A 25,159-nucleotide genomic window follows, 5' to 3' on the forward strand; every position below is an offset into this window, starting at 1 on the left:
CGGCCGCTACGCCGCGCTGGTTCCGCAGGGCGCGCGTCGCCCCGGAGCCGCGCAGTCGCGCGCGACAATACTGCTATTTGGTTTCGCTTACCGCTGGGATGGCTTACGCCTTAGGTTACCGTGTGGATGGCTTACGCCTGGGCGGGCCGGTACGTGGGCGCTGATGTTGGGGGCCCGCAAGCACATTCTACCATGAGCGTTCGGCGGGTGCAAGAGCGCGAGGAGGAATTTCTACTCCTGGTGGCGAAGTTGTATAGTTGCGCCTTACGAGTCGCCCAGCTCCTCTCGACTGCCGGGGGGCGAGTCGAAGGCCCCGGTTCCCCGGGGCCCAGCCGCTCAAATGCTGTCCCTGTACCAGAGCCCGGTCGCTCCAAGCGGCCTAAACCCCTGCCGCTGGTAGAAGCCCCGGAGCCGCTCCACCATTTCCTCGGGTATCGCCTCCCCAGGATGGTAGCCCCACTCATCGGCGAATGGGAGCGGCTCCAGCAGCACGAGCCCGGCGTCGGCTGCCATGACCGGGAGGGCCGCCTCGAAGAAGCGCGTGCCCAGGCCCTGCGACCTGAGGTCCCGGCGGACGACGAAACGGCTGATGAATAGGAACGCGGGGAATGGGCCGAGGGCCGTGAGGAACTCGTCTCGTGGCTCGCCGCTCTCTGGGCCGAGCACGGCGACCGCGGCCCGTGCCAGGTCCTGGCTGACGAAATCCAGCGCATCCAAGAGGCGTACCTCATCGGCATAACGATCCTCCCAGAGCCCGACGTCAACGCGCGTCGCGTGGATTTCCCCCACCTGCTCTTGCTCGGCACCAGTGGCGGCAGCGGCGCTCGTGAGCGTCGCAGACCGCTCCTCGAGGAACGGCCAGCTGAACGCGCCCGGCTCAAGGGAGTAGGTCGTCTCGCTCCAGTAGTGGACTGAGTACGCCACGCCGATCACCTCCCGCCCTGCCCCAGCAGCTGCGCGAGCGGCCGCACCTGGTCGTACTGGTGCTGCAGCTCGTCGCTCAGGAGCCTGGTGTAGATCTCCGTCGTGGTGATGGACCGGTGCCCCAGGATGAGCTGGAGCGTGCGGATGTCCCTGGAGGCGAGGAGGTAGCGGTGCGCGAAGGTGTGCCTCAGCAGGTGGGGTCCCGCCTTGCGCCCGTCGACGCTCACCCCGGCCTCGGCGAACGCAGGCCGCACAACCTGGTGGTAGACCCCGGAGCTGCTGAGCGCCTGCCCACGGGTCAGCGAGGGGAAGAGCCACGGCGAGTCAGACCAGCCTGCCTGTTTCAACCATGCGGCCCTCCGCCGCAGGTAATAGCTGATCTTCGCCGCGTAGGCCCCGTCGTAGGGGATGTCCCTGGAGCGCCTAGTCTTGGTGATCGACGCGGGCACATGGATGATCCGGTCGCGGGTGTCCAGGTAGCCCACCTGGAGCTGCCTCGCCTCGCCAGAGCGCATGCCCGTGGCCAGCAGTGTCACGATGAGCATGTGGTTGCGCAGGCCCTCGAAGGTCCGCTTGTCGAACGCCCCGAGGAGCGCCAGGCACTCCTCGTCCGAGAGGGTCTGGGGGATCACATCTTCCTCCCTGAGCCGCCGGACGTACCGGGCCGGGTTCTTCTCGACGATCTCGAACTCCTCCATTACGTTGAAGAGTCGCTTGAGCGCCCGGATATGCCCGTTCACGGAGGCCACCTCAAGGTCGCTGGCTTCGATGAGTTCGAGCTTGTAGGCCTCCAGCAGCTCGCGGTCGACCTCGCCGATGCGCTCGACCCCCTGCTCCTTGAGCCAGGTGACGAGCTGCTTCAAGCGGGACATGTACCACCTGCGGGTGCCTTCGGCCCGGCGGTTGGCGCGCAGGCCGTAATGGTCGAAGAAGCGCAGGGCCGCGTCGAGCGACTCTTGGGCATCTGCTCTCCGCGGGAGCGGGGTACCCCCCTGGCGGGAAACGGTTGCGCGGGCAACTCTTGCCCCGGCAGGCTGCATATGGCCAAACCTCCCATGGTGTCCCATTCCTGGGAAAATGGCGGGGAATGGATACGAGGTTCGTTTTTTTTGCCTGCCACTGCCGAGGACCGATGAGGAGGGACATCGTGGAGGGTGATGTCCCCGTTGTTCCTGCGGGTTATTCAGTGGCCGTATGCTCGTGGCGGGGTCTTGGAGTGCCCTTCGTTAGGCCTTTCCTTTACCCCTCAGGGGTACTCTCCGTCACTGCGAAGGATTAAGAGTCCCCTGCTCTGCCGATTGAGCTAACGGCCCATGTTTCACTGCAGGCTGGCGGCCCTGGCGGGCCCGCCACCGCAGAACCGAGTATACCTTTCGACCTTCCGCCCGTCAAGAGCCCGACTCCGGCGCGCGGCGGGCACCCTCGCGGGCGCCCGCTGCGCGCTTCCTTTCCCACCCTCACGGGATCCGACGGTACCCTTGCCTCCGACCCGGAGATCCCCACCCCCGAGCCGTTCCCGCCTCGTCAGGCGGCTGCCTGGGTGCTGGCCCCCAGCCGATCCTTCAACCTCTGCCAGTAAGGCTGCAGCAAAGGCCGGACGAAGTAGTCCAGGCCGTAGTAGCCGGCTGCAACCCCTGCCCACAGGATGAGGATCTCCAGGGTGAAGAGCACCGGGTTGCTGCTGGTGGAGCCGGCCAGCAGGAAGTTCAGGTTCATGACGGCGCCCATCAGCGCTGCGAAGGCGGTAAAGACGCCCACAATGAGTGCGATGCCCACCAGGATCTCGCCAAGCACGATCAGGTAGCTGAAGAACGTGGCGTTGGGCACGGCGACGTTGTCGATGAACGATGCGTACCAGCCCTGCACCGCCGGGTGGTCTCCACTGGCCTTGGCCAGAACCCCCTTGAAAAAGCCGCTGATGGCCACGCCGGCGTTGGCCCCGAACCAGTTGGGGTCACCGGCCTTGTGAAGCCCGGCCTCGAGCCACGTGTAGCCCACGTAGACCCGCAGGAGCGTGAAGAGAATCCGCTTGATCGCCTGCATCAGTAGGACCTCCTTCCGGACCGGATCGGGTTGTGCACCGATCCCGGTTCCGCTTGCATCCCTATTGTGCTCCGGTTCACACCCTAGGGAGAATGGCCGAATGTCCCGATTTGGGCGGGTCATCTCACCCGAACGGTCCGGGTCATGTCCTGGGTGGTATGACCCATACGCGCGCCGGGGCGGCCGCGGAAGGGCGCGCGCCGGCCGCAGGCCGTGGTGAGGAGGGCCCCTTGACCGTCTCGCACCCGACCGGCTATAATGGCAGTCGTATAGGGCGGCGTAGCTCAGTTGGTCAGAGCATGCGGTTCATACCCGCAGGGTCGCTGGTTCGAATCCAGCCGCCGCTACCAGTCCCCCGGGGAGGGCGCCAGCCCTCCCCGTTTGCGTCGGCCCTCGCCGGGGCTATGCGGCCGCAGGCGCCTGGAGGCATTGGTCGCCAGGGGCGCACAGCACCGCACTACTCGGGCTCAGTCTCGGGGCCGCCCTGTCCGGCTTCGCCGGCGCCGTTCTCCTCAGACACGTCGTCAGGGGCGAACAGGCCCAGAGGGTCGCCCTCGAGCACGATGACCACCTGGTAGCCCTTGGTCTTGGCGCGATGGTAGAGGGTAGCCACGCTGGCCGGGCCGATCCCCAGGCGCCTGGCCACGTCCTGGTTCCCGTAGCCCATCTCCTTCAGTGCAACCACCTGGCGCTCCCGGAAGCTGAGCCGTTCCGCGCCCCGGATCTCGATCTGCACCCGACGAGCCTCCCTGCCTGGGCCAGAGCCTCCATCTCCACACCCGCCGCGCCCGGGCCGCGCACCCCGTGTGCCAGCCCTGCTCCCACCCTCGGGTGCCGTTCTCAGTTATCCACAAGTTGTGGACATCCTGTGGACAAATCGTGGACAGCACTCGCCCTCCTTGGTTCCACCCTCCAGGGCGGATCCCTCCCCCAAGCGTGTGCCGTAGTGAGGAGCGGAAGCCCGCCGCCTGTCCACCCCGGAACGCGCCGTGCCCTGGGGCAGAGAGGAGGAGTCCCCGGGGGGCGGATCGTAGTCACATGACGAGGGCGGGGTGCTCCGGCTCCGGGGAGTCCGAGGGGCGCCCTCCCGGAGGCCTGGAAGAAAGCGACGCGTGGGCCCCGCTTGAAGCGCGGGTCGTCCGTGGGGTAGCATGACCACGGAGAGCCACGCGAGTACGCCCGAGACAGCGAGCCTCGGGAGGCTCTTCGGGCGGTATCACACCTATGCACCACGGGCCGGGGTGGCGGAACCGGCAGACGCCGGGGACTTAAAATCCTCTGCCGCAAGGCGTGCGGGTTCGAATCCCGCCCCCGGCACCACGGCTTTCGAGGAATGGGCCCGTTGCCCCAAGGCGGCGGGCCTTTCCTCTATCGCCCGCTGTTCCCCTTCCGCCTCGCGAGGCGGGCACGGCGAAGCGGCGGCACGTAGGGTGGAGGGGCGCTCGCAGGGCGTCCTCTGGACAGCCCGACGCGCCGGCGGGCGCGAGCCTGCCTGGCCGGAGAAGAGGCGTGGATGGCGATGGAGACCTGGGCAAGGACTCAGACCATGGCTCCCGAGGAGGCGGAGCGGTTCCTTCGCGACGCGCTCAACCGGGAACGTCAGGCGAGAGGGTGCCCAACCTTGGCATCCGATGAGGCGCTGACCGCCGTGGCCCGCTCTCGGGCGGAAGACATGGCGGCCAAGGGCTACTTTGGCCACGTCTCGCCCTCGGGGGAGTCGCCCTACCGCCTCATGCTCGCCCAGGGGCTGGAGCCGCGCTGGTGGGGCGAGAACCTGGGCCTGGGGGCCTGCCCCCGCGAGATCCACGCTGCGCTGTCGTCTGCGAACTTTTCGCAGGATAGAGGGTTCAGTCGTTGGGTGTTCCCGATGGGCCCACGTATGGACGCCCGTCGATGCCCAACGCCTCTGGCTCGATGGGCGGGTCGTCAGCACGATCGTCGTGGGGGAGCCGTTCCGAAGGGAGCGGCTCGGTGCGAAAGACGGGCTCGAGAAGCAGCTCCTCCACGTCGTATACAGGATTCTTCCACAAATGCCGGCTGTATCTCGCTCGCAGGCCCTATGTCGGACTCTTGCGCGCCTCCTTCGAAGGTATAATGATGCTGATTCCTATCAGTCAGGCGGTTCCCGGCGCCTGGCGGGGTCGCGCGCCCCGGCGGGGCGTCCTTCTGCCGTCAGGGAGGCTCAACCGATGGCGGTCCATGAACTCAGCATCAAACTGGCCGGCGAAGCCGGCCAGGGCGTCGAATCCAACGGCGCCGGCTTCGCTCGCGCCGCAGCCCGTGCGGGCCTCTACGTCTACACGGCCAGTGACTACATGTCGCGCATCCGTGGCGGGCACAACTCGTACCTGCTGCGCATCAGCGACCAGAAGGCGCGGGTCCATCGCGACTCGGTCCACCTCCTCCTGGCCTTCAACCCTCACGCCATCACCGCCCACCTGCACGAGGTGGTCCCAGGGGGCGCCATCATCGTCGACGAGGGCATGCGGATTCCAGAGGACCCGGTGAAGGCGGCGGGGCTCCAGCTCTTCCCGCTGCCTCTCAAGGATCTGGCCGAGAGGGTCGGGGGCAGCAAGATCATGCTCAACACCGCGGCGCTGGGCGCCACGGCCGCGGTAACGGGCTTCGACCTGGCCTACGTGGAGGGCGTGATCCGCGACAACTTCGGTTCCAAGAAGGGCGCGGCCGTAGCCGAGGCCAACCTCAAGGTGGCGCGCGCCGCGTACGAGCTGGCGGGCGACCGGTACGGGCGGCGGTTTCCGTGGAAGCTGCACGCCGTGGAGGATGCGCCCCGGCGCTACCTCCTGAACGGCAACCAGGCCCTGGCCATGGGAGCGCTGGCCGGCGGTTGCCGGTTCATCTCAGCCTACCCGATGACGCCGGCCTCGTCCATCTTCGAGTGGCTGACGGCCCACGCGCAACGCTTCAACGTCGTGAGCAAGCAGATGGAGGACGAGATCGCCGCGGTCACCATGGCCATCGGTGCGGCCTACGTGGGCGCCCGGGCCATGACGGCCACCTCGGGGGGAGGCTTCTCCTTGATGGTGGAGGCGCTGGGCCTGGCGGGCATGGCCGAGGTACCGCTGGTGGTGGTGGATGCCCAGCGGCCGGGGCCGTCGACGGGCATGCCCACCCGCAGCGACCAGGGCGACCTGCTCTTCGTGACCCACGCGTCCCAGGGGGAGTTCCCGCGCCTCATCCTGGCCCCCGGAAACGTGCGCCAGTGCTTCGAGGCGGGGTACCGGGCCTTCAACCTAGCCGAGCGGTACCAGACACCGGTCATCGTCCTCACCAATGGCTTCCTGGCCAGCAGCCTGGAGACCGTGGACGCCCAGGACCTGCCCTTCGATGAGGTCCGAATCGACCGGGGCGAGCTGCTGGACGCCGCGGCCCTCGACGGGCTCGAGGAGCCTTATGCCCGCTTCCGGGTCACCGAGAGCGGCGTTTCGCCCCGAGCTCTGCCCGGCCATCCCAAGGCCGTGTACACGACCCCCAGCGACGAGCACACCGAGTACGGCGCCTTCGAGAGCGAGGACGTCGCCAACCGGCTCCAGCAGCAGCCGAAGCGCATGCGGAAGCTGGAGGCGGCCCGGGCGGAGATGAACGGCCCCTCCCTCTACGGGCCCGGCGAGGCCGACGTGACCCTGGTGGGTTGGGGCTCCACCCTGGGTGCCCTGCAGGAGGCGGTCGACGAGCTGAACCGCTCGCGACCGGGTTCAGCCAACCTTCTGCACTTCACGGATCTCTGGCCCTTCCCCGCGTCGGCCGAAGGGGCCCTGGCCCGAGCGCGCCAGCTCGTGGTCGTCGAGGAGAACCAGACGGGCCAGTTTGCCCGGCTGCTCCGAGCCGAGACGGGCCGCCGGCCGGATCACCTCATCACCCGGATCGACGGGCGCGCCATGACGCCCGACTACATCCTCGAGAACCTCAAAGAGGTGGCGCTCCATGTTGGATCTCAAGCTGTATAAGAGCGAAAACAAGCCCACGTGGTGCCCGGGCTGCGGCGACTTCGGCATCCTCAACGCGGTGAAGCAGGCGCTGGCCGACCTGGAGATCTGGCCCCACGAGGTCCTCTTCGTCTCCGGGATCGGGTGCGGCAGCAAGCTCCCCGACTACATCAACGCCAACGGTTTCACGACCGTCCACGGCCGGGCCCTGCCCGTGGCCCAGGGAGCGAAGCTGGCCCATCCCGGCCTCCACGTGGTCGCGGTGACCGGGGACGGCGACGGCTACGGCATCGGGGGGAACCACTTCCTTCACGCCATCCGTCGCAACATCGACATCACCCACATCGTGGAGGACAACCTGGTCTACGGGCTCACCAAGGGCCAGTACTCACCCACCTCGGCCAAGGGCTTCGTCTCCAGCACCACGCCTGAGGGCGCGATCGAGCGGGCGGTCAACCCCCTGGCCCTGGCCTTGGCCAACGGTGCGACCTTCGTCGCCCGGGGGTTCTCGGGTGACCCCAAGCACCTGGCGAGCCTCTTCGCCCAGGCCCTCAAGCACCCAGGCTACGCCCTGGTGGACGTCCTGCAGCCGTGCGTCATCTACAACCGGCTGAACACCTACGACTTCTACGAGCAGCGGGTCTACCGTCTGGAGGAAGACGCGAACTACGATCCGCACGACCCCGAGCAGGCCTGGCAGCGGGCCCACGAGTGGGGCGAGCGGATCCCCATCGGCGTTCTCTACCAGGAAAGCGGGGTACCCACCTACGAGGAGCAGGTGCCGGCCCTGGCGCAGGGCGGGCCAGCGCAGCGGCCCATGCCCCCCCTCACCGAGGCCGAGCGCGAGGCGCTCCTGGCCGAGCTGGTGTAGGGGAGAACGGCGGCTGTCTCTGGGGCCGGGGAGGATTCCCCGGCCTCAGCGCGCCCACCCGTCATCACGCCCGGCAGCGTCCAGCAGGCCGGCCATCAGGTCCCACTCGCTGACGAGCACCTGCACGGCCCCCAGCCACTCTGCCAGGCGCCACAGCACGGTCGCCCCTGCCAAGATCACGGGGGCCCGCTCCGGCTGAAGCCCGGGAAGCCGGCGCACCCCTTCGAGCGAAAGGGCGGCCAGGCGGTCGACCCAGGCGCCCAGGTCCTTCACCGCCAGGCCGTAACCGTGCACTCGATCCGGGCGGTAGCGGCGTAGGCCCTGCTCCATGGCTGCCAGCGAGGTGGCGGTCCCCCCCACGACCACCAGGGGAAGCCGGACCGCCGCGCCCTGCCATGGGGCCATGGCGCGGGGAAGCTGTCCCTCCAGCCACTGGGTCAGCTCACGCACCCGGGCGGGCGTGGTGCCCGTGTCGAAGCGGCGGGACAGGCGAAGCGCGCCCCAAGGCAGGCTCAGCAGCTCCTGCGGCCCCCGGTCCAGGCTCCCCCGGGCCAGCTCGACGCTGCCGCCGCCCAGATCCATCACCACACCCGGGCCCGCAGCCCCAAGGCCGACCATCGCCCCACGGAAGGTGTGGCGGGCTTCATCCTCGCCGCTCAGCACCTGCAGCGCCGCGCCTGTGGCCTGCCGGACCCGGCCGGCCAGCTCCTGCCCATTCGTCGCCTCGCGCACGGCGCTGGTCCCCACCACGAGGACCCGGGCTGCGCCCACCCTGCGGGCGCGATCTGCCAGGCGCTGGGCGGCCTCTAGGCTCCGTTCGAGGGCAGGACCGCCCAGCCTGCCTTCCTGCAGGCCCTCACCCAGACGCGTCACCCAGAGGTGCTGCTCGACCACCCGGAGGCCTTCGGGAATCCGGTCGGCCACCAGGGCGCGGACGGAATGGCTTCCCAGCTCGACCACCGCGGAGCGTTCCGCCCGGGGAGCCTGGCGGGCGTGCAGGGGGCGACCCCGCCCATCGGCACACCCGCAGACCAGGCTACCGTCCAGCGGCACCGCGCTCCGGCGCAGGAGCTCGGCCACCCGCCGCCCCACGTACCCGTCCCCCAGGGCCAGGTGGTGCGCCAGGTGCGCATGAAGGCACTTCACCCCCGGGCCTTCCCTTCCCCCCACACCACTTCGGCCCAGGCGGGTCCACAGACGGGGGTTGTCAGCCTGCAGGCGGTGACGCTCGCGTGGCCCCAACAGCCGGCGTCGGATCAGGGAGTCAAGGCGGTCGGCCCGGGCCTCGGCCGCGGCCGCGTCCGGGTTCGACGCCACTTCCCGGCCCAGGGCTCGGATCCAGCCTTGGGACTCGAGGCGTGCGACCTCGTAGACCAGGAGGGGACAGACCAACCAGAAGAGGGTGGGCATGGGAGGGTCGCCCGACGGAGGGAGCGGATGGTTGGCGACCACCTGGGGTCTTCCGAAGCGGCAACGGGTCGCGACGCCGGCGATGGGGCTCGGCGATCGCCCGAGGACCGCCGCCACGAAGCGCTCGTCGGCCTCGCCGGCGGGCTCCAGGCCCCAGAGACCTGCGCGCGTCAACGGGCCCAGCCCCCCGACGTGTCGAGACCGGAGGCCGCGCCGCTGGAAGGATGGGGTGGCTTCATCCGCCGCTGAAGGGTGCGATCAGAAATCGTGCCGCGTTCCACGTCCACCGCGCTTGGAGTCGAGGCTACGCTTGAGGGAGGCCTGGCGCTCCTCGCTGTCGCGCATGAAGCGCTTCAGCTTGGACTCGAAGGACTTGCTGCCCCGACCGCCCCCACCGCCCCGGCGGGGACGGTCGTTGGCCACCCGCCGGATCGATAGACCGATCTTCCCGTCGCGGACGTTGATGACCCGGACCTTGACCACGTCGTTCATCTTGACGTACTGGTTGATGTCTTCGACGTACTGGTCGGCCACTTCAGAGATGTGGACCAAGCCGGTCTGCCCGTTTCCGAGGTCGACGAAGGCCCCGAAGTTGGTGATCCCGGTGACCTTTCCCTCGACGATACTACCCACTTCAATCGACATACAGGAACCAGGGTCCTCCCCTGTACTTTGTCCGAGGCGGGCTCGGCTATCGCATTATACCCTGCGGCCCGACGCAGTGTCAACGCGATTCCGTTGCGGACTCGTCTTCCTGGGCCGGGACCACTTGGTACCGCTCCTCTCCCGGCTTCACCAGTCCCAGTTCTTCCCGGGCCTTTCGCTCCACGTACGCGTCCGACCGCATCTCAGACACCTCGGCCTCCAGCTGCGCGGCGCGGCCCCGGGTGGCGTCGAGGTCTGCCTGCAGCGCCTCCATCTCGCGCTCCAACCCGCGCTGCGCGACGAACCCCTGGATCCAACGGATCCCCAGCGACAGCAGCACCACCGTGAGCAGGAGCGCGAAGAACCGGTTGGTGACCTTGAACCGCCGCCTCGAAGCCACGCTACCACCCCCGGCTCCGCCCCTTCGGCGCCGGGGGTGGCCGCTCCTCCCCGATCAGCGGCGGCCGCCGCGTCCCACCCAGCCCGACTGCCAGAGAAGGGGCGCCCTGCGAGCGCGCGGCCCTGACGGCCCGGCCCATCGCAGGGCCGCCAGCCGAGCCACCCGGGTCGCGGGCCAGCGAGCTGCGCCCGCGCCCAGGGCCGCCATCTGGCGAAAGACGGCGCCCACCCAGGCGGAACCTTCCAGCAGCACCCAGGTGACCAGAGGGCTCACGAGTTGCACGTACAGGAAGAACCCGAGGCCGGCGGCGACGAAGAGGTAGAGGCGGAGGCTGGCCCAGTTGGCCAGGGTGAGGAGCAGCATCATGCTGGGACCTGCGACAAGCCAGAAGAGCCCGTCCACCACCGCGCTCCAGCGGCGGAACTCCATGCGCAGGAGGCGGTACAGGTCGAAGAGGAACCCGCCGGCCATCCCGGCCCCCGCGACGGCCAGGAAGGACATGAGCTGATGTGCCAGGCTTTCCACGGGAAGCACCCCCATCGAGCGGAGCCCCGCACCTGGCGGCCATACCGGGTGCGGGCCTCCTTCTGAGCCCTACATGGTATGGGCGGTGCCTGGGTGGGGGTGCATGGCCCCGCGGTCACCGGTTCCGGGCGCGCCGGGGGCCCGGGGGGGACGCCGTGCCTTCCGTCGCGTTCTAGCGGAAGAGGCGTTTCAACAGGTTGCGCCCTTTCTGGGCGGAGCCCTCTCCAAGGTACTGAAGCTGCTGGACCTCCCCCTTCACCAGCAGGAGTCCGCTCTCGACGTTGAGCTCCGCGATGTGCATCCCCGCGCCCTGGATCAGGAGGCCGCCCATCTCCGTGCGCAGGACGATCTCCTTCTCATCGAAGCTCTCCACGTCGGCCACCCCGGTCACCTGAAGGTGCTGGCGCTGCAGGAGGTGCAGCTCGTGCCGGCGGCGCAACCCTTCGTCCGGCCGGTCCGCAGCCAAGGGGCGCCCTCCTCTCCTCGACCTCCTTTCCCATCGATACGTGCCCCGCGGGCGGGGCATGCCTCACCTCCAGCGCTTCTCGATCTCCACGTCCTTGAAGAACGTCTGCACGATCTCCTCGGGGCTCTTGCCCTCCTTGGCCAGCATCAACGCGTCCCACTGGCTGAGGCCCACCCCGTGCCCGAAGCCGGTTCCCTCGATCTGGAGGCTGCCGCCCTGCACGTCGAAGCGGGTCACCTTGGACGATTTCATCCGCTCGGGATCCAGGGCCTTGCGGAAATCCGGACCCGTGACCGTGATCGGACCCCGGTCGGTGGTGATCTCCACCTGGGTGATCCGACCCGTCGGCCCCGTCCGGGCCGCGAGGTCCCGGATCGCACCCACGTCCTGGCCCAGGCCGGCCAGGGCCCTGCGCACCTCTTCGAGGGGCACCGTGAGCGACCACTGACGGTACTCGTCCGGGACGTAGGGATTGGATGCAAGCCGGACCGTCTTGATGTAGGGCGGCTCGCTCTCCTGGAACGCCAGGCCCTCCCGGGCCGAGGCGGTCTCGCCGCCGGCATAGGCATGGAACCAGCCGCGGATCACCTTGCCCTGGTACGTCAGCACCTTGCCCCGCGTCTCCTCCACGGCCCGCCGGATCACGTCGGTCACCTGGTCAGGCCTGAACGCCTGGGCCTCTTCGAAGTCGGTGGAGATCCGATTCCCCTCGTGGCTGTTGAGGTACTCGAGGGTAAAGGAACGGGCCAGGAGCGCCTGGGCCGCGTAGGCTTCCTTGGGCCATCCCGCCCGCATCTCCCCCGCCACGACGCCGGCCACATACTCCTCGATCCCCATGCGCGCGGTGCGACCGTCCTCCCCCACCACCTCCACCTGGGGCTCTTCCTCCAGGCGCCGTCCCTCTCCCCTGGGCCACACCAGCACCGCGAGAAGAACGGCCGCGACCAAGCCAAGCACCCACCACGTGCGCCTGCCGGCTGCAGGGGCCACCCCCAAATCCCTCCCCAGCGTCTTTCGGTGTAAAGCTTGATCAGAAGGGCGTTTCCTCTATCCCCCGCAGGCGAACAAAGCGCGCGGTAGACGAGGAAAGGGCCGTCACCACGGGTTTTATTTGGTATGGAAGGTGCACTCTGGAAGGAGATTACCAAGCAGAGGCGAAAAGATGCCTCGAACTCCAGCTTGGAGGAGGGAACGGCGTGAACAAGAGCGAGCTCATCTCGAAGGTAGCAGACAAGGCAGGTCTCACCAAGAAGGTGGCCGGAGAGACGGTGGAGTCGGTCCTCTCGGCCATTGCCGACGCGCTTTCCCAGGGCGACAAGGTGACCCTGGTAGGCTTCGGCACCTTCGAGGTGCGCGACCGCGCGGCCCGCAAGGGCGTCAACCCTGCCACGGGCAGCACCATCAGCATCCCGGCCAGCCGGGTCCCCGCCTTCAAAGCGGGCAAGTCCCTGAAGGAAGCCGTCGCGAAGAAGTAGGATCGTGGCAGACTGTTAGCTGGAGCAGTCTTTCCGTGGCTTAGGAAGAGCCCGTCGGGCACCCGGTGGGCTCTTTCCATCAGCCGCAGAGCGCAGGAGGTGGGGCGATGGACGCGGTCCGGGAGTTGGCGGCGGTGATGGAACGCCTGCGTGGACCTGGAGGCTGCCCCTGGGATCGGGAGCAGACGCACCGCTCGCTGGCCCGCTACCTGATCGAGGAGGCATACGAGGCCGCCGACGCCCTGGAACAGGGCGATACCGCTGCAGCGGTGGAGGAGTTGGGCGATGTCCTCCTCCAGATCGTCTTCCACGCCCAGATCGGCCGCGAGGAGGGGGCCTACGACCTCGAGGTGATCGCCCGGCGGCTGGTCGAGAAGCTGGTCCGCCGCCACCCCCACGTCTTCGGCGACGTGGTCGTTGCGGGCGCGGCGGAGGTCGTGGCCAACTGGGAGGCCATCAAGGAGGGGGAACGGGCCAGTCAGAGCGCCGAGCAGGCGCCGCCCTCGCTCATGGACGGCGTTCCCCTGGCGCTTCCTGCCCTGGCTCGGGCCGATGCCGTCCAGCGACGCGCCGCCCGGGTGGGGTTCGATTGGGCCGACCCGTCAGGGCCCCGGGCCAAAGTGGACGAAGAGCTGGGCGAGCTCGACCGCGAACTGGAAGCGGGCGCCTCGGAAGGAGCCGCCCGGGAGCTGGGGGACCTGCTCTTCTCGGTGGTCAACCTGGCCCGCAAGACCTCCATCGACGCGGAAGCCGCGTTGCGGGAGGCGGTCCGCCGCTTCGAAGACCGTTTCCGCCAAATCGAGCGCTCGGCGGTCGCCGGGGGCAAGCGCCTGGACGAGATGGACCTGGCCCAGCTGGACCGGCTCTGGGACGAAGCGAAGGCACGCGAGACCGAGCCCTGAGCTGACAGGGCTTCTCCTGCTCCTACTGCTCCATCTGCTTCCCGAGGAAGGCTGCCGCGGTTTCGACCAGCTTCCGCTCCAGGTCCCCCATCACGACCCCTTGCTGGTCGCTGGCCAGGGCCACCGAGCCCACCGGATCGCCCTCGGAGACGATGGGCGCGATGGCCTGGCTTCTGAAGGGCCATGCCTCCGGTAGCTTCTCCGTTCCGACCCCGGGCAGCAGGAGGCTGCGGCGGGTGGTGCACGCGTGCTCGATCACGGGCGGAACAGGCTTACCGATCCAGTCCTTCTTCCCTGTGCCGGCAACCGCCACCACCACGTCCCGGTCGGTCACCAGGGCGATGTGCCCCGTCGATTCGTGAAGGGAGTCGGCGTACTCCTGCGCGAAGTCCGAGAGCTCCTCCAGGGCGGAGTACTTCTTCAGGATCACCTCTCCGTCCCGGTCGACGAAGATCTCGAGCGGGTCCCCCTCCCGGATGCGCAGGGTCCGCCGGATCTCCTTGGGAATGACCACGCGGCCCAGGTCATCAATCCGGCGCACGATGCCCGTAGCCTTCATCCCCACCCCTCCTCGAGGTCCCTCACAGCTCTCATTGGCCGCTGGCGACGGGCCAGCTCTCCCGCAGGTCCGCCAGGATCCCCTCCAGCATCCCCAGGAGCTCGGCGTCTCCCATGCCGTAACGCCGGATGGTGAGCTGGCTGGTTCGCGCAGGGACGAGGGCCAGCCGTCCCCGGTACTTGCGCGTGAGCGGCAGAAGACCCTCGTAGGGAAGCCGCAAACCCTGGTGCCACCGCACGTGCACCCGGTCGCCCTGGGCGCTGACCGAGCTGACCCCCAGCTCCCTGGCCAGCACCTTGACACGGGCCACGGTGAGGAGATTCGTCACCGGCTCAGGCGGTGGGCCGAACCGATCCGTCAGCTCCGCCGCCAGCTCGTCCGCTTCCTCGAGGGTGCGGATCCCGACCACCTTCTTGTAGACCTCGACCTTCTGCTGCGAGTCGCCAATGTAGCCTTCATTGACGTACGCGTCGACGTTGAGGTCCAGCACCGGTTCGGGCGGCTGGGCTGCCTCCGTCCCCCGAAGCTCCCGGATCGACTCGGCCAAGAGCCGGGTGTAGAGCTCGAAACCCACCGAGGCGATGAAGCCATGCTGCTCAGGACCCAGGAGGTTGCCCGCGCCCCGGATCTCCAGGTCGCGCATCGCGATCTTGAAGCCGGAGCCCAGGTCGGTGAACTCCCTCAGGGCCTGAAGGCGCTTCTCGGCGTCCTCGGACAGTATCTTCTCCGGGCGGTAGGTAAAATACGCGTAGGCGACCCGGTTGCTCCGCCCCACCCGGCCCCGAAGCTGGTAGAGCTGCGCCAGGCCCATGCGGTCCGCGTCCCAGACGATCAGCGTGTTCACGTTGGCTATGTCCATGCCCGTCTCGATGATGGTGGAGCAGACGAGTACGTCGTACTCCCCCTCGAGGAAGTCGAGCATGACCCGCTCCAGGCGATTCTCCTCCATCTGGCCGTGGGCGACCGCGACGCGGGCCTCGGGCACGAGCTCCTGGATCTCGCGCGCCTTGCGGTCGATGGACTGGACGTGGTTGTAGACGAAGTACACCTGTCCCTGCCGGGCCAGCTCGCGCAGGATCGCCTCACGGACCGTCTCGGGGTCGTACTCGACCACGTAGGTCCGTACCGGTGTGCGATCCTCGGGAGGGGTCTCGATGACGCTCATGTCCCGCACCCCCGCCAGCGCCATGTGCAGGGTCCGCGGGATGGGGGTGGCCGTGAGGGTCAGCACGTCCACGGACGTGCGCAGCTCCTTCAGCCGTTCCTTCTGCGCCACGCCGAACCGCTGCTCCTCGTCCACCACCACCAGGCCCAGGTCCTTGAAGACCACGTCCCTCGAGAGGAGACGATGCGTTCCGATGACGACGTCGATGGCACCGGTGCGGAGGCCGTCGAGGACGGCCTTCTGCTCCCCCGGCGTCTGAAAGCGGGAGAGCGTGGCGATGCCGACGGGATACCGCTCGAAGCGCTCGCGGAAGGTGCGGTGGTGTTGCTGGGCCAGGATGGTGGTGGGCACGAGCACCACCACCTGCTTCCCGTCCATGACGGCCTTGAAGGCCGCCCGGATGGCCACTTCGGTCTTGCCGAAGCCCACGTCGCCGCAGAGGAGACGGTCCATGGGGCGATCGTGCTCCATGTCGCGCTTGACCTCGCGGATCGCCCGGAGCTGGTCGAGGGTCTCCTCGTAGGGGAAAGCGTCCTCGAACTCGGCTTGCCAGACGGTGTCGGGGCTGAAGTGGAAGCCCCTGGCCGCCTCCCGCTCCGCGTAGAGCTTGAGGAGGCCTTCGGCCATCTCCCGGACGGACTCCTTCACCCGCTTCTTCACCCGGGCCCACTCGCTGCCGCCCAGCTTGTAGATGCGCGGAGCCTGCCCGTCGGCACCGATGTACTTCTGCAGCAGGTCGAGCTGGTCGGTGGGGACGTAGAGCCGGTCGTTGCCGGCGTACTCCACCACCAGGTAGTCCTTGTGGACGTCCCCGATGGCCAGCGTCTCCAGCCCCACGTACCGGCCGATCCCGTGGTTGACGTGGACCACGAAATCGCCCGGCCGCAGGTCCGGCAGCTCGTCGATGTGTGCCCCGTCCTCGTCCCGGCGGACGACGCCCAGACGGCGGCGTCGCTTGGCTTGGCCGATGACCTCCAGGTCGCTCAGCACCACGAGCTTCAGATCACCGTAGACGAGGCCGGCGTGTAAGGTTCCGACGGTCGCCACCGCGTTGCCCGGCTTCAGCTCGTCGACCACCGAGGGGACGAAGAGCGCCGGAACGTCCTGCTCACGCAGCGCGTCCACCGCCCGGCGGGCCCGGTCCTCCGTGGCCAACACCAGAAGGACCCGGTTCCCCTCCCGCGCCCAGCGCCGGATCTGGCTGGAGAGCTGGTCCATCCGCCCGTGGTAGAGGTCGGGGCTGCGCATCTCGATGCGGTGGGAGCGGCTGGGCTCCAGCTCCACCAGCCGCTTGTTCAGGCTGGAGAGGCAGGCGAGCGGGTGCCTTCTGGCCGCGGCGAGGAGGTCCGGCCACTCCAGGAAGAGCCCCGCCTCCCCCGGAAGCGCCCGGCCGGCCTCGAGCTTCTGGCTTAGCTGTTCGCCGATCTCCAGGTGCCATTGGTTCAGGCGGTCCTTGACGTGGTCCGGCTCGTCGAGCACCACCAGACCGTGGCCCAGGTGGTCCAGAAGGGTGGCCGGCGCGGGGTGGAAGAAGGCCAAATACTGGGCCATGCCGTCGAAGATCTCCCCGCGGGCCAGGCGGTCGGCGTGAAGGGCCCCCCTGCGTCGCGCCGCCTCCGCCTCCTGCCGGCGGCCCAGGTGCTCCAGGCGGGCGGCTTGCGCCTCCCATGCTTGCCGGATACGCTCCGCCGGCTCCTCCCGCCCGTCCGGCGGAAGGGGGCACTCTGTCAGGGGTGGTACCAGGGCCTCTTGCAGGGAGACGGCCGAACGCTGGGTGGCAGGATCGAACGCACGGATCGACTCGACCTCGTCCCCGGCCAGCTCCACGCGGATGGGCGCGTCTGCCCCGCCGGGAAAGACGTCGAGGATGTCTCCACGGATGGCGAACGCGCCCGGTCCCTCAACCCTGGCCTCACGCTGGTACCCCATGGCCGCCAGCCGTACGGGTACCTCCTCCAGGGGGACCTGCACCCCGACCCGTAGGGGCAACGGCAGCGAGCGGAAGATCTCGGCGGGCACCATCCGTCCCGCGGCGGCGTCCACCGGCGCCACCACCAGGGTGGGGCGCCCGGCAGCCAGGCGGCTCAGGGCGGCCATCCGTCGCCCGGTCAGCTCCGCGCTGGGGCGCGCTTCCTCGTCCGGCAGGGTGTCCAGCGCTGGGAAGATCTGGACCTGGCCTGCCGGCAGCAGGCTCGAGAGCTGCTCGTAGACGCGCTCTGCCTGGTAGGCGCTGGAGGCGATCCAGAGGGCCGACGCCCCCTTCCTGAGGGACCGAAGGCGCTGCCACAACGCGGCCAGCACGACGCACTTCTCTCCCTCCGAGAGGCCGGGAAGCCAGATCGGGCGCGACGCATCGTCCAGGGCCGTCCCCAGCGTCTCGATGTGTCGCGAGACCTCGAATAGATGCAATAGTCCGGGAATTGCCAACCATGCACCGTCCTCTCAGCGACACCGCTCCGCGCGCGCGAACCAGGACCGGTCTCACGCGCCGGGGGGATGGGAAGCGAAGGCGTCCTCACGACACGACCATTATAGCGATCGGCTGATCACGGCGTCAAGGAACAGCCAACGTGAAAAGCCGATCAACACGCCATTCCAGCCCGTCACGCCCCTTCGGGCGCCTCCTTGGCCACTTCCACCGGACCATTGTACCGCGACATGGCCGGTCCAATCCCATCCCGCGCCCAGCAGAGAATGGCATCCACCGCCCGCTCCAGCGCCGCCTCCAGCGTGCGCCACTCGACCGCGGTGAAGCGTCCCAGCACGTGGTCCACCATCCGCCCTGGATCGCCCGGGTCGCCCACTCCCACCCGCAAGCGAGGGTACGCCTGGCTGCCCAGGTGGGCTTCCACCGACCTCAGGCCGTTGTGCCCCCCGGCCGAGCCGCCGGCACGCATCCGCAACGTCCCCAGGGGTAGGTGGACGTCGTCGGCGACCAGCATGAGCCGCTCCAGCGGGAGCTGCTGAGGCCTGTGGCGGGCCACCGCCCTGCCGCTCTCGTTCATGAAGGTGAGGGGACGGACCAGGAGCAGCTCCTCGCCCTCCAGGTCCGCCGTCAGGGTGCTAGCCAGGCGGGCGTCTCTCCAGGCCCGCGCGCCCAGCCGCGACGCCAGCCGCTCGACCACCTCAAAGCCCACGTTGTGCCGGGTGCGGTGGTAGCGGCTGCCCGGATTGCCCAGCCCGACGACCATCCGCATGGCAGGCGGCTACGCCTCGGGCTGCTCGCCAGGCTCGGGCTTCGCCGCGCGCTCCTCAGCCTCGGCTTCGGCAGCCTCGGCGGCCGGCTTGCTGGGTTCGAGCACCGAGACGACCACCTCGTCAGGCGAATCCAGGATGACCACGCCTTCCGGCACCTGGAGGTCGCGCACGTGCAGGCTCTGTCCGAGGGTCAAGCCCGAGAGGTCGGCAAGGACGGCTTCCGGAATGCGCTGCGGGAGGGACTTCACCTCGACGGCATGCACGATCTCGCTGATGATGCCTCCATCGTTGGGCCGCCGGTCGCGGCCTTCGAACCGAACGGGCACCCGGGAGACCACCGGGCGGTCCATGGGAACCCGGTACAAGTCCGCGTGCTCGAAGGAGCCCCGCACGGGATGCCGGCTCAGGTCCTTGATGAGGACCGTATGCCGGTCCGGGCGACCTTGGATCTCTACCTCCACCAGGTGTGCGGAACCCGCTTTCTCGTACACCTTGGCCAGAAGCTGCTGATCGACGGCCAGAGCCTCGCTCTCGATGCCCGGTCCGTAGAGGACGGCCGGCACCTGCCCGGCGGCGCGCAAGCGCCGGCTCGCGCCCTTGCCCGGGTCGCGGGGGACGGCGGTCAGGGTGAACACAGCCACGTTCGCCCCTCCTTTACCTATTCAACGCCCTCCATTCTAGCCCGCGCCCGGCGCCCGGTCAATTGGGCAGGTCAGACTTCGAAGAGCTGGCTCACGGAGATCTCCTCGAAGATGTGCCGGATTGCCTGGGCGAACAGCGGCGCCACGGTGAGCACCCGCACCTTACCGTTGGCCCGCTCGGGCGGGAGAGGGATGCTGTCGGTCACCACGATCTCCTTCAAGACCGAGCGCTCCAAGCGCTGATAGGCGTCCCCCGAGAAGACAGGATGGGTGGCGCAGGCGTAGACCTCCCGGGCCCCTTCGGCCAGCAGGGCCTCCGCGGCCTTGATGATGGTACCACCCGTGTCGATGATGTCGTCCATCAGGATGGCGACGCCGCCCCCCACCTCGCCGATGACGTGCATGATCTCGGCGACGTTGGGGCTGGGCCGGCGCTTGTCCATGATGGCCAGGGGCGCGTGCAGTCTCTCCGAGAGTTCCCGGGCCCGGGCGACGCCGCCCACGTCGGGCGAGACCACCACCATCTCCCCCAGGTTCTTGTCCAGGAAGTAGCGAGTCAGGATGGGCAGCGCCTTGAGGTTGTCCACGGGACCGTCGAAGAAACCCTGGATCTGGCCCGCGTGCAGGTCCATGGTGAGGATGCGGTCGGCACCGGCGGTGGTGATCAGGTCGGCCACGAGCTTGGCCACGATCGGGTCGTGGGGCGCGAGCTTCCGGTCCTGACGGGCGTACCCGTAGTAGGGGATGACGGCCGTGATGGACTTGGCCGAAGCGCGCTTGAGCGCGTCGATCATGATCAGGATCTCCATCAGGTTGGTATCCGCCGGCGCGCAGGTGGGCTGGATGACGAAGCACTCGGCGCCCCGAACCGTCTCCCCGATGCGGACGTTGATCTCGCCGTCCTGGAAGCGTCCCACCTCCGCCTTGCCCATGGGAAGCTCCAGGTACCTCGCGATGTCGTTGGCGAGCTTCGGGTTGGCTGTTCCCGTGAAGAGACGGATCTTCTTGCGGTACTCGTAGTTCATCGCTCGCCTGCCCCCCTCTCCCCGTCGTTCGACCGCCTGCGCCCCGCCCAGCGTTCCACGTTCCGCTGGCGCCCGCGGCCGATGGCCAGGGCCTCGGCCGGGACCCGGCGGGTGATGACCGACCCCGCGGCCACGTAGGCGCCCTCGCCTACGGTCACCGGGGCGACCAGGCTCGAGTTGCTGCCGATGAAGGCATCGTCCCCGACGACGGTCCGGTGCTTCTGCCGGCCGTCGTAGTTGCAGGTGATGGTGCCCGCGCCGACGTTGACGCCCGCGCCCAGGGTCGCGTCGCCCACGTAGCTCAGGTGCGGCACCTTGGTGCCCGCTCCGATCGTGCTGTTCTTCACCTCGACGAAGTCCCCCACCTTGACCCGCGCCGCGAGCCGGGCCCCCGGACGCAGGTAGGCGAAAGGACCGATGCGGCAGGCCTCTCCCACGTCCGCCTCCAGGAGGACGCTCATCTGCACCTCGACGTCGTCGCCCAACCGGCTGTCCACGAGTCGGGCGTTGGGCCCCAGCCGACACCGCGCCCCCACGCGGGTGCGCCCTTCCAGGAAGGTGAAGGGGAGCAGCACCGTGTCCTGCCCGAGCTCCACCTCCTCGTCTACGAAGGTGGTGTCGGGGTCGATCACGGTGACGCCCTGAACCATCCAGTGTTCCAGGATGCGGCGCCGCAGGACTTTCTCGGCCCGAGCGAGCTGGACCCGATCGTTGATGCCTTGGATCTCCTCAGCGTCCTCGAGGCGGACGGTCTCCACGCCGCCCTCGCGGGCCAGCCTGGCCACCGCGTCGGGCAGGTAGTACTCTCCCTGCCGGTTGGCGGCCTCCACCTCGGGAAGCACCCGGCGCAAGGCGGCCAGATCGAAGAGGTAGAGGCCGGCGTTGATCTCGCGCACGCGCCGGGTTTCGGGGTCGGCGTCCTTCTCCTCCACGACGCGCACGAACCGCCCGCCGGCAGGGTCCCGAACGATGCGACCGTAGCCCGTGGGGTCGGCTGCTTCGGCCGTAAGCAGGGTGCAGAGCGTCTCCCCCGGCCTGTGGGCCTCGTGCAGGCGCCGAACGGTGCCGGCGCGAAGGAGCGGGGTATCCCCGTAGGCCACCAGCACGGTGCCCGATACCACTCCGTCCAGGGCCGCCATCGCCTGAAGGACCGCGTGGGCGGTACCCAGGGGCTCGGCCTGCCGCGCAACCCGCAGGATGACCCCGGGAACCTCCCCCGCTACCCGGGCCACCTCTTCGGCCTGGTGACCCACCACCACCACCTGGCGATGGAACCCCGCGTCCCGGAGGACCGCCTGAACCTTCTGTAGCATGGGCTGCCCTCCGACGGGGTGCAGGACCTTCGCTCGCTCTGAGCGCATGCGCGTGCCCAGACCTGCCGCCAGGACGACCGCCCAGGCCTCTTCCATGGGACCGTCTCGCCTCCCCGCCTCACCCGGTGCCGCGCGAAGGTGCGCCGCCTTCGTCGGTCCGATCCTTACCGTACCCCTTCCGGGCCATGCCCCACCTTCTTCACCCACCGTCCAGTTCCTGCGCCCCCGTTCCTTCCAGGCAGCTCCTGTGGTGTCACGGGCCCACCCTTCCGATCTGGGCCAGCCCCAGGATGACCAGGATCAGCCCCGGTAGCAACCGTTGCCTACCGCGGGACCACCGTGCCCCCAGGCGGGTCGCGAGCTCCATGCCCGTCCGGGTGAGGGTGTAGAGGCCGAGGCCCACCCATGCCGGCAGCAGCGGCGTTACCGGCAACCCGGCCATGGCCAGTCCCACCCCGACGGCATCCAGGGAGAGCGCGACGCCCAGGATCAGGGCCTCGGCCGGTTCGATGCGGCCGGAAAGGTCTCGATCCGCCCGGGCTGGGTCCACCAGCACCTGGATCACCAGACCCACCTGCGGGAGAGAAAAGGAGAGGAGCGGGCCTTTCTGGCCGGCGTGGGCCTCCCCCCACCCCTGGAGCAGCCTCCAGAGGCCCACCGCGAGGAGCACCCAGCCTGAGAGTGCACGGCCCGAGACGAAGGTGAGACCGGTCACCAGCCGGGCGGCTGCCATGGAGGCACCGAGCCCCACCGCGCTGCAGGCGGCCAGGGTCAACAGCGAGCGCCCGGGTACCTGGATGCGCCGCGCCCCGAAGGAGAGACCCACGAAGAAGCCGTCCAGGCTCAGGGCCACCACCAGCGAGAGGACTTCCCATGCGTTCATGTCATCGCCCCCGTCCGGCCCCATCCTATGAGCGGGGTCCGGAAGGGGTCGGGGGGGGTGAGGCTCCGGGGTTCTACCGGCGGATGCTCGCTGCACCCTCCCCGCGAGCGCGCGAGGCCGGAGGGAGCCCTCCGGCCTCGCGAAAGGGGTATGGGCCGCCGCATCTCCCCACGGCTGGAGCCGGAGGCCTGCGACGGCCGCGCCTTCGTCAGCTATGGCTGGGGCGGCAGGGCTCGAACCTGCAATCCGAGATCCAAAGTCTCGTGTGTTACCGGTTACACCACGCCCCACCGGCGCCCCCATTCTAGCAGGCCCGGCGCGCGCCTGTCAACGAACGGTCGGACGCGTCAGGCCAGCCGGCTGGTCCCTGCCGCCGCGGCCGGAGGGCAGCCGGGCAGACGGGGGCTCATCCGCACCCGTACCCGCCGTTCGTCCACGTCCACCTGCTCGATGAGGGCCACCGCCACGTACTCCTTCAGTCGCTTCTCGGCCGGCTCCGCCGTCTCGATGAGGACCCCCACGCCGACGGGCTCCACCTCGAACTCGCGCGCCAAGTCCACCAGCCCGCGGGCGCTTCCGCCGTTGCGCATGAAGTCGTCCACGATCAGGAGCCGGTGAACCCCCTCCAGGGCCTTCTTGGCCAGGGTCATGGTCTCCACCCGCGCCCCTGAGCTCGACAGGTAGTTCATGGTGACCACAGGACCCTCCGAGAGCCTGGCCGAGCGGCGCACCATCACCAGGGGGACCCGCAGGGCCCGGGCGGTCATGAGGGCGATGGGGATGCCGCGGGCCTCGACGGTCATCACGGCCTCGGGGCCCCGGTCGCGGAAGAGGGTGGCGAAGAGGCGGCCGATGCGTTCCAGGAGAACGGGGTCGGCCACCAGGTCGCCCAGGTAGAGGAACCCCCCGGCGAGGATGCGACGCGGATCGGTCAGGCGCCGGCAGAGCTCGTTGGCCAGCTCCGTCGCCTCGCCTGCGGTCATGAGCGGCAGGAAGCGTATCCCGCCGCCGGCGCCCACCCGGCTCTCGACCACGCCGGCCCCCTCCGCCGCCAGGACCTCGCGAACCAGGGCCACGTCCTCGCTGAGGGACGACTTGGCCGCCCCGAACTCCGTGGCGAGATCGTCCAGGTTCCACCAGCGCCCGGGTTCCTCGATGAGGCGGCGGGTGAGGGCCACAACCCTCTGGCTTCGCCGCATGGCCTAGGAACGCCCCGTGGAGACCGGCCCGGCCGCGAGGGCGGTTCGCGCCAGCTCCAGGTCGCTGGGTTTGTCGACGTCCACACCGATCTCGGCGTAGGGGGTAAAGACCGCCCGGCCCTTCAGGCCGAGCATGTCGTAGATCCTCCTGGCCACATCGTCCGTCGACAGACGGTTCACCGCCAGCTTCACGATCACGCGCGGGCCCAGGAGACGGCTCATGCGCAGCGGGTTCTTGCGGAGGGTCACCGCCTCCTCCAGGAAGGTGCCGCACCGGTCGATGACGTCGCCCCGGAGCAGGAAGAGGTTGCCGCCCGTCACCACCCCGTCCTTCAGCCGCATGTAGGTGCGCTCCACCCCCGGGTAGGCGGCCTCGCTCCGCTCGCGCAGCACCACGGGGTAGTAGACGTCCAGCTCGCCCATCTGCCGGCAGCGGGTGAGGAAATCGTCCACGGCTTCCGGGGTCAGCAAGGGGATGTCAGAGGTGGAGACCAGGATGGGATCCGTCCGGTTCATGCTCCCCAGGTGCTCGATGCCCGCCCGCACGTTGGCCATCACGTCAGGTCCCGGAGCGATCCGCTCCGCCCGACGGTAGAGAGCGACAACGGGGTCGAGCTCCTGGGGCCCCACCACCACCAGACGGCCCACCTGCCCGCTCCCCTGCAGGGCGTCCAGAACGTAGGTCACCATGGGCCGCCCAGCGATCTCGATCAGGGCCTCGTAAGGCGCCGGGCTGACCTCGCGCAGTCGCCCCGTGTTGGGGGCGCCCGCCAGAACCACCGCGTCCACCAACCGCCCCACCTCCCGACTTCGCCAGCCCCTCCGCGGCCCGATTTCGGGGTGCGCTAGCCGAGCCCGCCGCGGTGCCGCCTGGCCGTCTCTTCCTCCTGCGAGATGAGCAGCATCAGCGCCTGCTCCGCGCTCTCGATGTGGGCCTTGGCCGTACGGCGGGCGAGCTCCGGGTCGCGGGCGCGCATCGCCTCCACCAGGGCGTAATGCTCCTTGAGGGAGGTGCGAGCTCGAGTCGGATGGGCCAGGGTACGGGTGCGGAAGCGCTGGATCTGCTCGCTCAGGAGGCTGGTCATCTGGCCGAGGCGCGCGTTCCGGCTCGCCCGGTAGATCAGCTCGTGGAAGTAGGTGTCGCGCGAGACCAGCTCGTCCATGTCCTCGCCGCCGATGACCTCGCCGATGGCGATCAGGGCGCGCTCCAGCTCGTCGAGCTCCTCGTCGGTGGCCCGCTCCGCGGCCAGTTCGGCGGCCAGCGCCTCCAGCGCCCCGCGGATCTCGAAGACGTCGGCCACGTCCTTGAGGGAGATGTCGGCCACGTACGCACCCTTGCGGGGGATCATCACCACGAAGCCCTCGAGCTCCAGCTTCCGGATGGCCTCCCGGACCGGTGTGCGGCTGACGCCCAGATCCTCCGCGAGCTGGATCTCCATCAGGCGCTCGCCCGGATGGAGCTCACCGGCGATGATCGCTGCTCGCAGCCGCTCGAAGACGAGCTCGCGCAGGGGCTTGTACTGGTCCAACTTGATGGGAGAGAGCCTCCGGGTCGTACGGTTCACGGG

General features: G+C 69.2%; 25 protein-coding genes, 3 tRNA genes and 1 pseudogene. 7 read left to right on the plus strand and 22 right to left on the minus strand.

From position 1 onward, the window contains the following. Positions 1 to 336 precede the first annotated feature (336 nt). The 3 genes from LIP_RS16900 to LIP_RS16910 all read right to left on the minus strand — a co-directional run bounded on the left by LIP_RS16900 (position 337) and on the right by LIP_RS16910 (position 2,967). Positions 337 to 933, minus strand: a complete 597-nt coding sequence (locus tag LIP_RS16900; RefSeq protein WP_144440570.1) for a GNAT family protein — start codon at positions 931 to 933, stop codon at positions 337 to 339. Beyond that, complete coding sequence (locus LIP_RS16905; protein ID WP_231699326.1) at positions 930 to 1,787, minus strand: tyrosine-type recombinase/integrase; 858 nt, start codon at positions 1,785 to 1,787, stop codon at positions 930 to 932. The genes LIP_RS16900 and LIP_RS16905 overlap by 4 nt, the downstream gene beginning before the upstream one ends. Before the next feature lie 661 nt (positions 1,788 to 2,448). Continuing rightward, positions 2,449 to 2,967 carry a DoxX family membrane protein gene (locus LIP_RS16910; protein WP_068141051.1) on the minus strand — a complete coding sequence of 173 codons (519 nt, stop codon included), beginning with the start codon at positions 2,965 to 2,967 and terminating at the stop codon, positions 2,449 to 2,451. A 273-nt stretch (positions 2,968 to 3,240) separates the two neighbouring features. Between LIP_RS16910 and LIP_RS16915 the strand changes: the two genes are divergently transcribed. Beyond that, a tRNA-Met gene (locus LIP_RS16915) sits at positions 3,241 to 3,317 on the plus strand. 107 nt (positions 3,318 to 3,424) lie between these two features. On the opposite strand, the gene LIP_RS16920 is transcribed toward LIP_RS16915, so the two are convergent. Then, complete coding sequence (locus LIP_RS16920) at positions 3,425 to 3,703, minus strand: sigma factor-like helix-turn-helix DNA-binding protein (protein WP_068141052.1); 279 nt, start codon at positions 3,701 to 3,703, stop codon at positions 3,425 to 3,427. A 499-nt stretch (positions 3,704 to 4,202) separates the two neighbouring features. On the opposite strand from LIP_RS16920, the gene LIP_RS16925 reads away from it, so the two are divergent. Together LIP_RS16925 and LIP_RS20690 are read left to right on the plus strand one after the other, a co-directional pair. Beyond that, positions 4,203 to 4,287: transfer RNA gene (locus tag LIP_RS16925), tRNA-Leu, on the plus strand. A gap of 226 nt (positions 4,288 to 4,513) precedes the next feature. Next, a pseudogene (locus LIP_RS20690) lies at positions 4,514 to 4,702 on the plus strand (CAP domain-containing protein); the annotation flags it as partial. Between the two features lie 112 nt (positions 4,703 to 4,814). On the opposite strand, the gene LIP_RS19875 reads toward LIP_RS20690, so the two are convergent. Further along, entirely contained in the window at positions 4,815 to 4,973 is a 159-nt protein-coding gene (locus tag LIP_RS19875) for a hypothetical protein (RefSeq protein ID WP_231699327.1), read from the minus strand. A 183-nt stretch (positions 4,974 to 5,156) separates the two neighbouring features. On the opposite strand from LIP_RS19875, the gene LIP_RS16930 reads away from it, so the two are divergent. Beyond that, positions 5,157 to 6,935, plus strand: a complete 1,779-nt coding sequence (locus LIP_RS16930) for a 2-oxoacid:acceptor oxidoreductase subunit alpha (RefSeq protein ID WP_198409602.1) — start codon at positions 5,157 to 5,159, stop codon at positions 6,933 to 6,935. Continuing rightward, a complete protein-coding gene (locus LIP_RS16935; protein ID WP_068141056.1) occupies positions 6,913 to 7,785 on the plus strand; it encodes a 2-oxoacid:ferredoxin oxidoreductase subunit beta in 873 nt (290 codons plus the stop codon). The genes LIP_RS16930 and LIP_RS16935 overlap by 23 nt, the downstream gene beginning before the upstream one ends. Before the next feature lie 45 nt (positions 7,786 to 7,830). On the opposite strand, the gene LIP_RS16940 is transcribed toward LIP_RS16935, so the two are convergent. The 6 genes from LIP_RS16940 to LIP_RS16965 all read right to left on the minus strand — a co-directional run bounded on the left by LIP_RS16940 (position 7,831) and on the right by LIP_RS16965 (position 12,221). Further along, a complete protein-coding gene (locus LIP_RS16940; RefSeq protein ID WP_068141058.1) occupies positions 7,831 to 9,369 on the minus strand; it encodes a DUF501 domain-containing protein in 1,539 nt (512 codons plus the stop codon). A gap of 84 nt (positions 9,370 to 9,453) precedes the next feature. Further along, complete coding sequence (locus LIP_RS16945; protein WP_068141059.1) at positions 9,454 to 9,840, minus strand: S1 RNA-binding domain-containing protein; 387 nt, start codon at positions 9,838 to 9,840, stop codon at positions 9,454 to 9,456. Between the two features lie 79 nt (positions 9,841 to 9,919). Further along, positions 9,920 to 10,240 carry an FtsB family cell division protein gene (locus LIP_RS16950; protein ID WP_068141061.1) on the minus strand — a complete coding sequence of 107 codons (321 nt, stop codon included), beginning with the start codon at positions 10,238 to 10,240 and terminating at the stop codon, positions 9,920 to 9,922. 54 nt (positions 10,241 to 10,294) lie between these two features. Beyond that, positions 10,295 to 10,765, minus strand: coding sequence for a spore cortex biosynthesis protein YabQ (yabQ, locus tag LIP_RS16955; RefSeq protein WP_158509709.1), 471 nt, complete (start codon positions 10,763 to 10,765; stop codon positions 10,295 to 10,297). 172 nt (positions 10,766 to 10,937) lie between these two features. Beyond that, entirely contained in the window at positions 10,938 to 11,231 is a 294-nt protein-coding gene (gene yabP, locus LIP_RS16960) for a sporulation protein YabP (protein ID WP_068141065.1), read from the minus strand. Positions 11,232 to 11,294: 63 nt separating this feature from the next. Further along, positions 11,295 to 12,221 (minus strand): SpoIID/LytB domain-containing protein, encoded by a 927-nt coding sequence (locus tag LIP_RS16965; RefSeq protein WP_068141067.1) that lies wholly within the window; start codon positions 12,219 to 12,221, stop codon positions 11,295 to 11,297. A 206-nt stretch (positions 12,222 to 12,427) separates the two neighbouring features. Here LIP_RS16965 and LIP_RS16970 point away from each other — a divergent pair, with 206 nt between their 5' ends. After that, a complete protein-coding gene (locus LIP_RS16970) occupies positions 12,428 to 12,706 on the plus strand; it encodes an HU family DNA-binding protein (protein ID WP_068141071.1) in 279 nt (92 codons plus the stop codon). Positions 12,707 to 12,813: 107 nt separating this feature from the next. Beyond that, positions 12,814 to 13,608 (plus strand): nucleoside triphosphate pyrophosphohydrolase, encoded by a 795-nt coding sequence (mazG, locus tag LIP_RS16975; protein WP_068141073.1) that lies wholly within the window; start codon positions 12,814 to 12,816, stop codon positions 13,606 to 13,608. 22 nt (positions 13,609 to 13,630) lie between these two features. Here mazG and spoVT read toward each other — a convergent pair whose 3' ends face one another. The 11 genes from spoVT to LIP_RS17030 form a co-directional block, all read right to left on the minus strand. Continuing rightward, positions 13,631 to 14,167, minus strand: coding sequence for a stage V sporulation protein T (gene spoVT / locus LIP_RS16980; RefSeq protein WP_068141074.1), 537 nt, complete (start codon positions 14,165 to 14,167; stop codon positions 13,631 to 13,633). A 31-nt stretch (positions 14,168 to 14,198) separates the two neighbouring features. Then, the gene (mfd, locus tag LIP_RS16985; protein ID WP_144440571.1) at positions 14,199 to 17,759 is read right to left on the minus strand and encodes a transcription-repair coupling factor; all 3,561 of its coding nucleotides are present in this window, start codon (positions 17,757 to 17,759) and stop codon (positions 14,199 to 14,201) included. 176 nt (positions 17,760 to 17,935) lie between these two features. Then, positions 17,936 to 18,529, minus strand: a complete 594-nt coding sequence (pth, locus tag LIP_RS16990; RefSeq protein WP_068141077.1) for an aminoacyl-tRNA hydrolase — start codon at positions 18,527 to 18,529, stop codon at positions 17,936 to 17,938. A gap of 9 nt (positions 18,530 to 18,538) precedes the next feature. Then, positions 18,539 to 19,171 carry a 50S ribosomal protein L25 gene (locus tag LIP_RS16995; RefSeq protein WP_158509710.1) on the minus strand — a complete coding sequence of 211 codons (633 nt, stop codon included), beginning with the start codon at positions 19,169 to 19,171 and terminating at the stop codon, positions 18,539 to 18,541. A 71-nt stretch (positions 19,172 to 19,242) separates the two neighbouring features. Further along, a complete protein-coding gene (locus LIP_RS17000) occupies positions 19,243 to 20,196 on the minus strand; it encodes a ribose-phosphate diphosphokinase (protein ID WP_068141083.1) in 954 nt (317 codons plus the stop codon). Beyond that, the gene (gene glmU / locus LIP_RS17005) at positions 20,193 to 21,605 is read right to left on the minus strand and encodes a bifunctional UDP-N-acetylglucosamine diphosphorylase/glucosamine-1-phosphate N-acetyltransferase GlmU (RefSeq protein ID WP_068141086.1); all 1,413 of its coding nucleotides are present in this window, start codon (positions 21,603 to 21,605) and stop codon (positions 20,193 to 20,195) included. The genes LIP_RS17000 and glmU overlap by 4 nt, the downstream gene beginning before the upstream one ends. Positions 21,606 to 21,762: 157 nt before the next feature. Further along, on the minus strand, positions 21,763 to 22,392 hold the full coding sequence (locus tag LIP_RS17010; RefSeq protein WP_068141089.1) for a manganese efflux pump: 630 nt from the start codon (positions 22,390 to 22,392) through the stop codon (positions 21,763 to 21,765). Positions 22,393 to 22,607: 215 nt separating this feature from the next. After that, positions 22,608 to 22,682 (minus strand) — tRNA-Gln (locus LIP_RS17015). Positions 22,683 to 22,739: 57 nt separating this feature from the next. Continuing rightward, positions 22,740 to 23,591, minus strand: a complete 852-nt coding sequence (purR, locus tag LIP_RS17020) for a pur operon repressor (RefSeq protein WP_082726507.1) — start codon at positions 23,589 to 23,591, stop codon at positions 22,740 to 22,742. 3 nt (positions 23,592 to 23,594) lie between these two features. Further along, positions 23,595 to 24,380, minus strand: coding sequence for an NTP transferase domain-containing protein (locus tag LIP_RS17025; RefSeq protein ID WP_158509711.1), 786 nt, complete (start codon positions 24,378 to 24,380; stop codon positions 23,595 to 23,597). A gap of 56 nt (positions 24,381 to 24,436) precedes the next feature. Next, complete coding sequence (locus LIP_RS17030; RefSeq protein ID WP_068141098.1) at positions 24,437 to 25,156, minus strand: GntR family transcriptional regulator; 720 nt, start codon at positions 25,154 to 25,156, stop codon at positions 24,437 to 24,439. Between the last annotated feature and the right edge of the window lie 3 nt (positions 25,157 to 25,159).

Source organism: Limnochorda pilosa (assembly GCF_001544015.1).
In the GTDB taxonomy this organism is placed as follows: domain Bacteria; phylum Bacillota; class Limnochordia; order Limnochordales; family Limnochordaceae; genus Limnochorda; species Limnochorda pilosa.

Bases quoted from the DNA above. Each gene is read 5' to 3' on its own strand.
- LIP_RS16910 (WP_068141051.1), bottom strand. From the start codon at position 2,967: ATGCAGGCGATCAAGCGGATTCTCTTCACGCTCCTGCGGGTCTACGTG.
- spoVT (WP_068141074.1), bottom strand. From the start codon at position 14,167: ATGAAGGCTACGGGCATCGTGCGCCGGATTGATGACCTGGGCCGCGTG.
- mazG (WP_068141073.1), top strand. From the start codon at position 12,814: ATGGACGCGGTCCGGGAGTTGGCGGCGGTGATGGAACGCCTGCGTGGA.
- LIP_RS17000 (WP_068141083.1), bottom strand. From the start codon at position 20,196: ATGAACTACGAGTACCGCAAGAAGATCCGTCTCTTCACGGGAACAGCC.
- glmU (WP_068141086.1), bottom strand. From the start codon at position 21,605: ATGGAAGAGGCCTGGGCGGTCGTCCTGGCGGCAGGTCTGGGCACGCGC.
- LIP_RS16935 (WP_068141056.1), top strand. From the start codon at position 6,913: ATGTTGGATCTCAAGCTGTATAAGAGCGAAAACAAGCCCACGTGGTGC.
- purR (WP_082726507.1), bottom strand. From the start codon at position 23,591: ATGCGGCGAAGCCAGAGGGTTGTGGCCCTCACCCGCCGCCTCATCGAG.
- LIP_RS16930 (WP_198409602.1), top strand. From the start codon at position 5,157: ATGGCGGTCCATGAACTCAGCATCAAACTGGCCGGCGAAGCCGGCCAG.
- pth (WP_068141077.1), bottom strand. From the start codon at position 18,529: ATGCGGATGGTCGTCGGGCTGGGCAATCCGGGCAGCCGCTACCACCGC.
- LIP_RS16945 (WP_068141059.1), bottom strand. From the start codon at position 9,840: ATGTCGATTGAAGTGGGTAGTATCGTCGAGGGAAAGGTCACCGGGATC.
- LIP_RS17010 (WP_068141089.1), bottom strand. From the start codon at position 22,392: ATGAACGCATGGGAAGTCCTCTCGCTGGTGGTGGCCCTGAGCCTGGAC.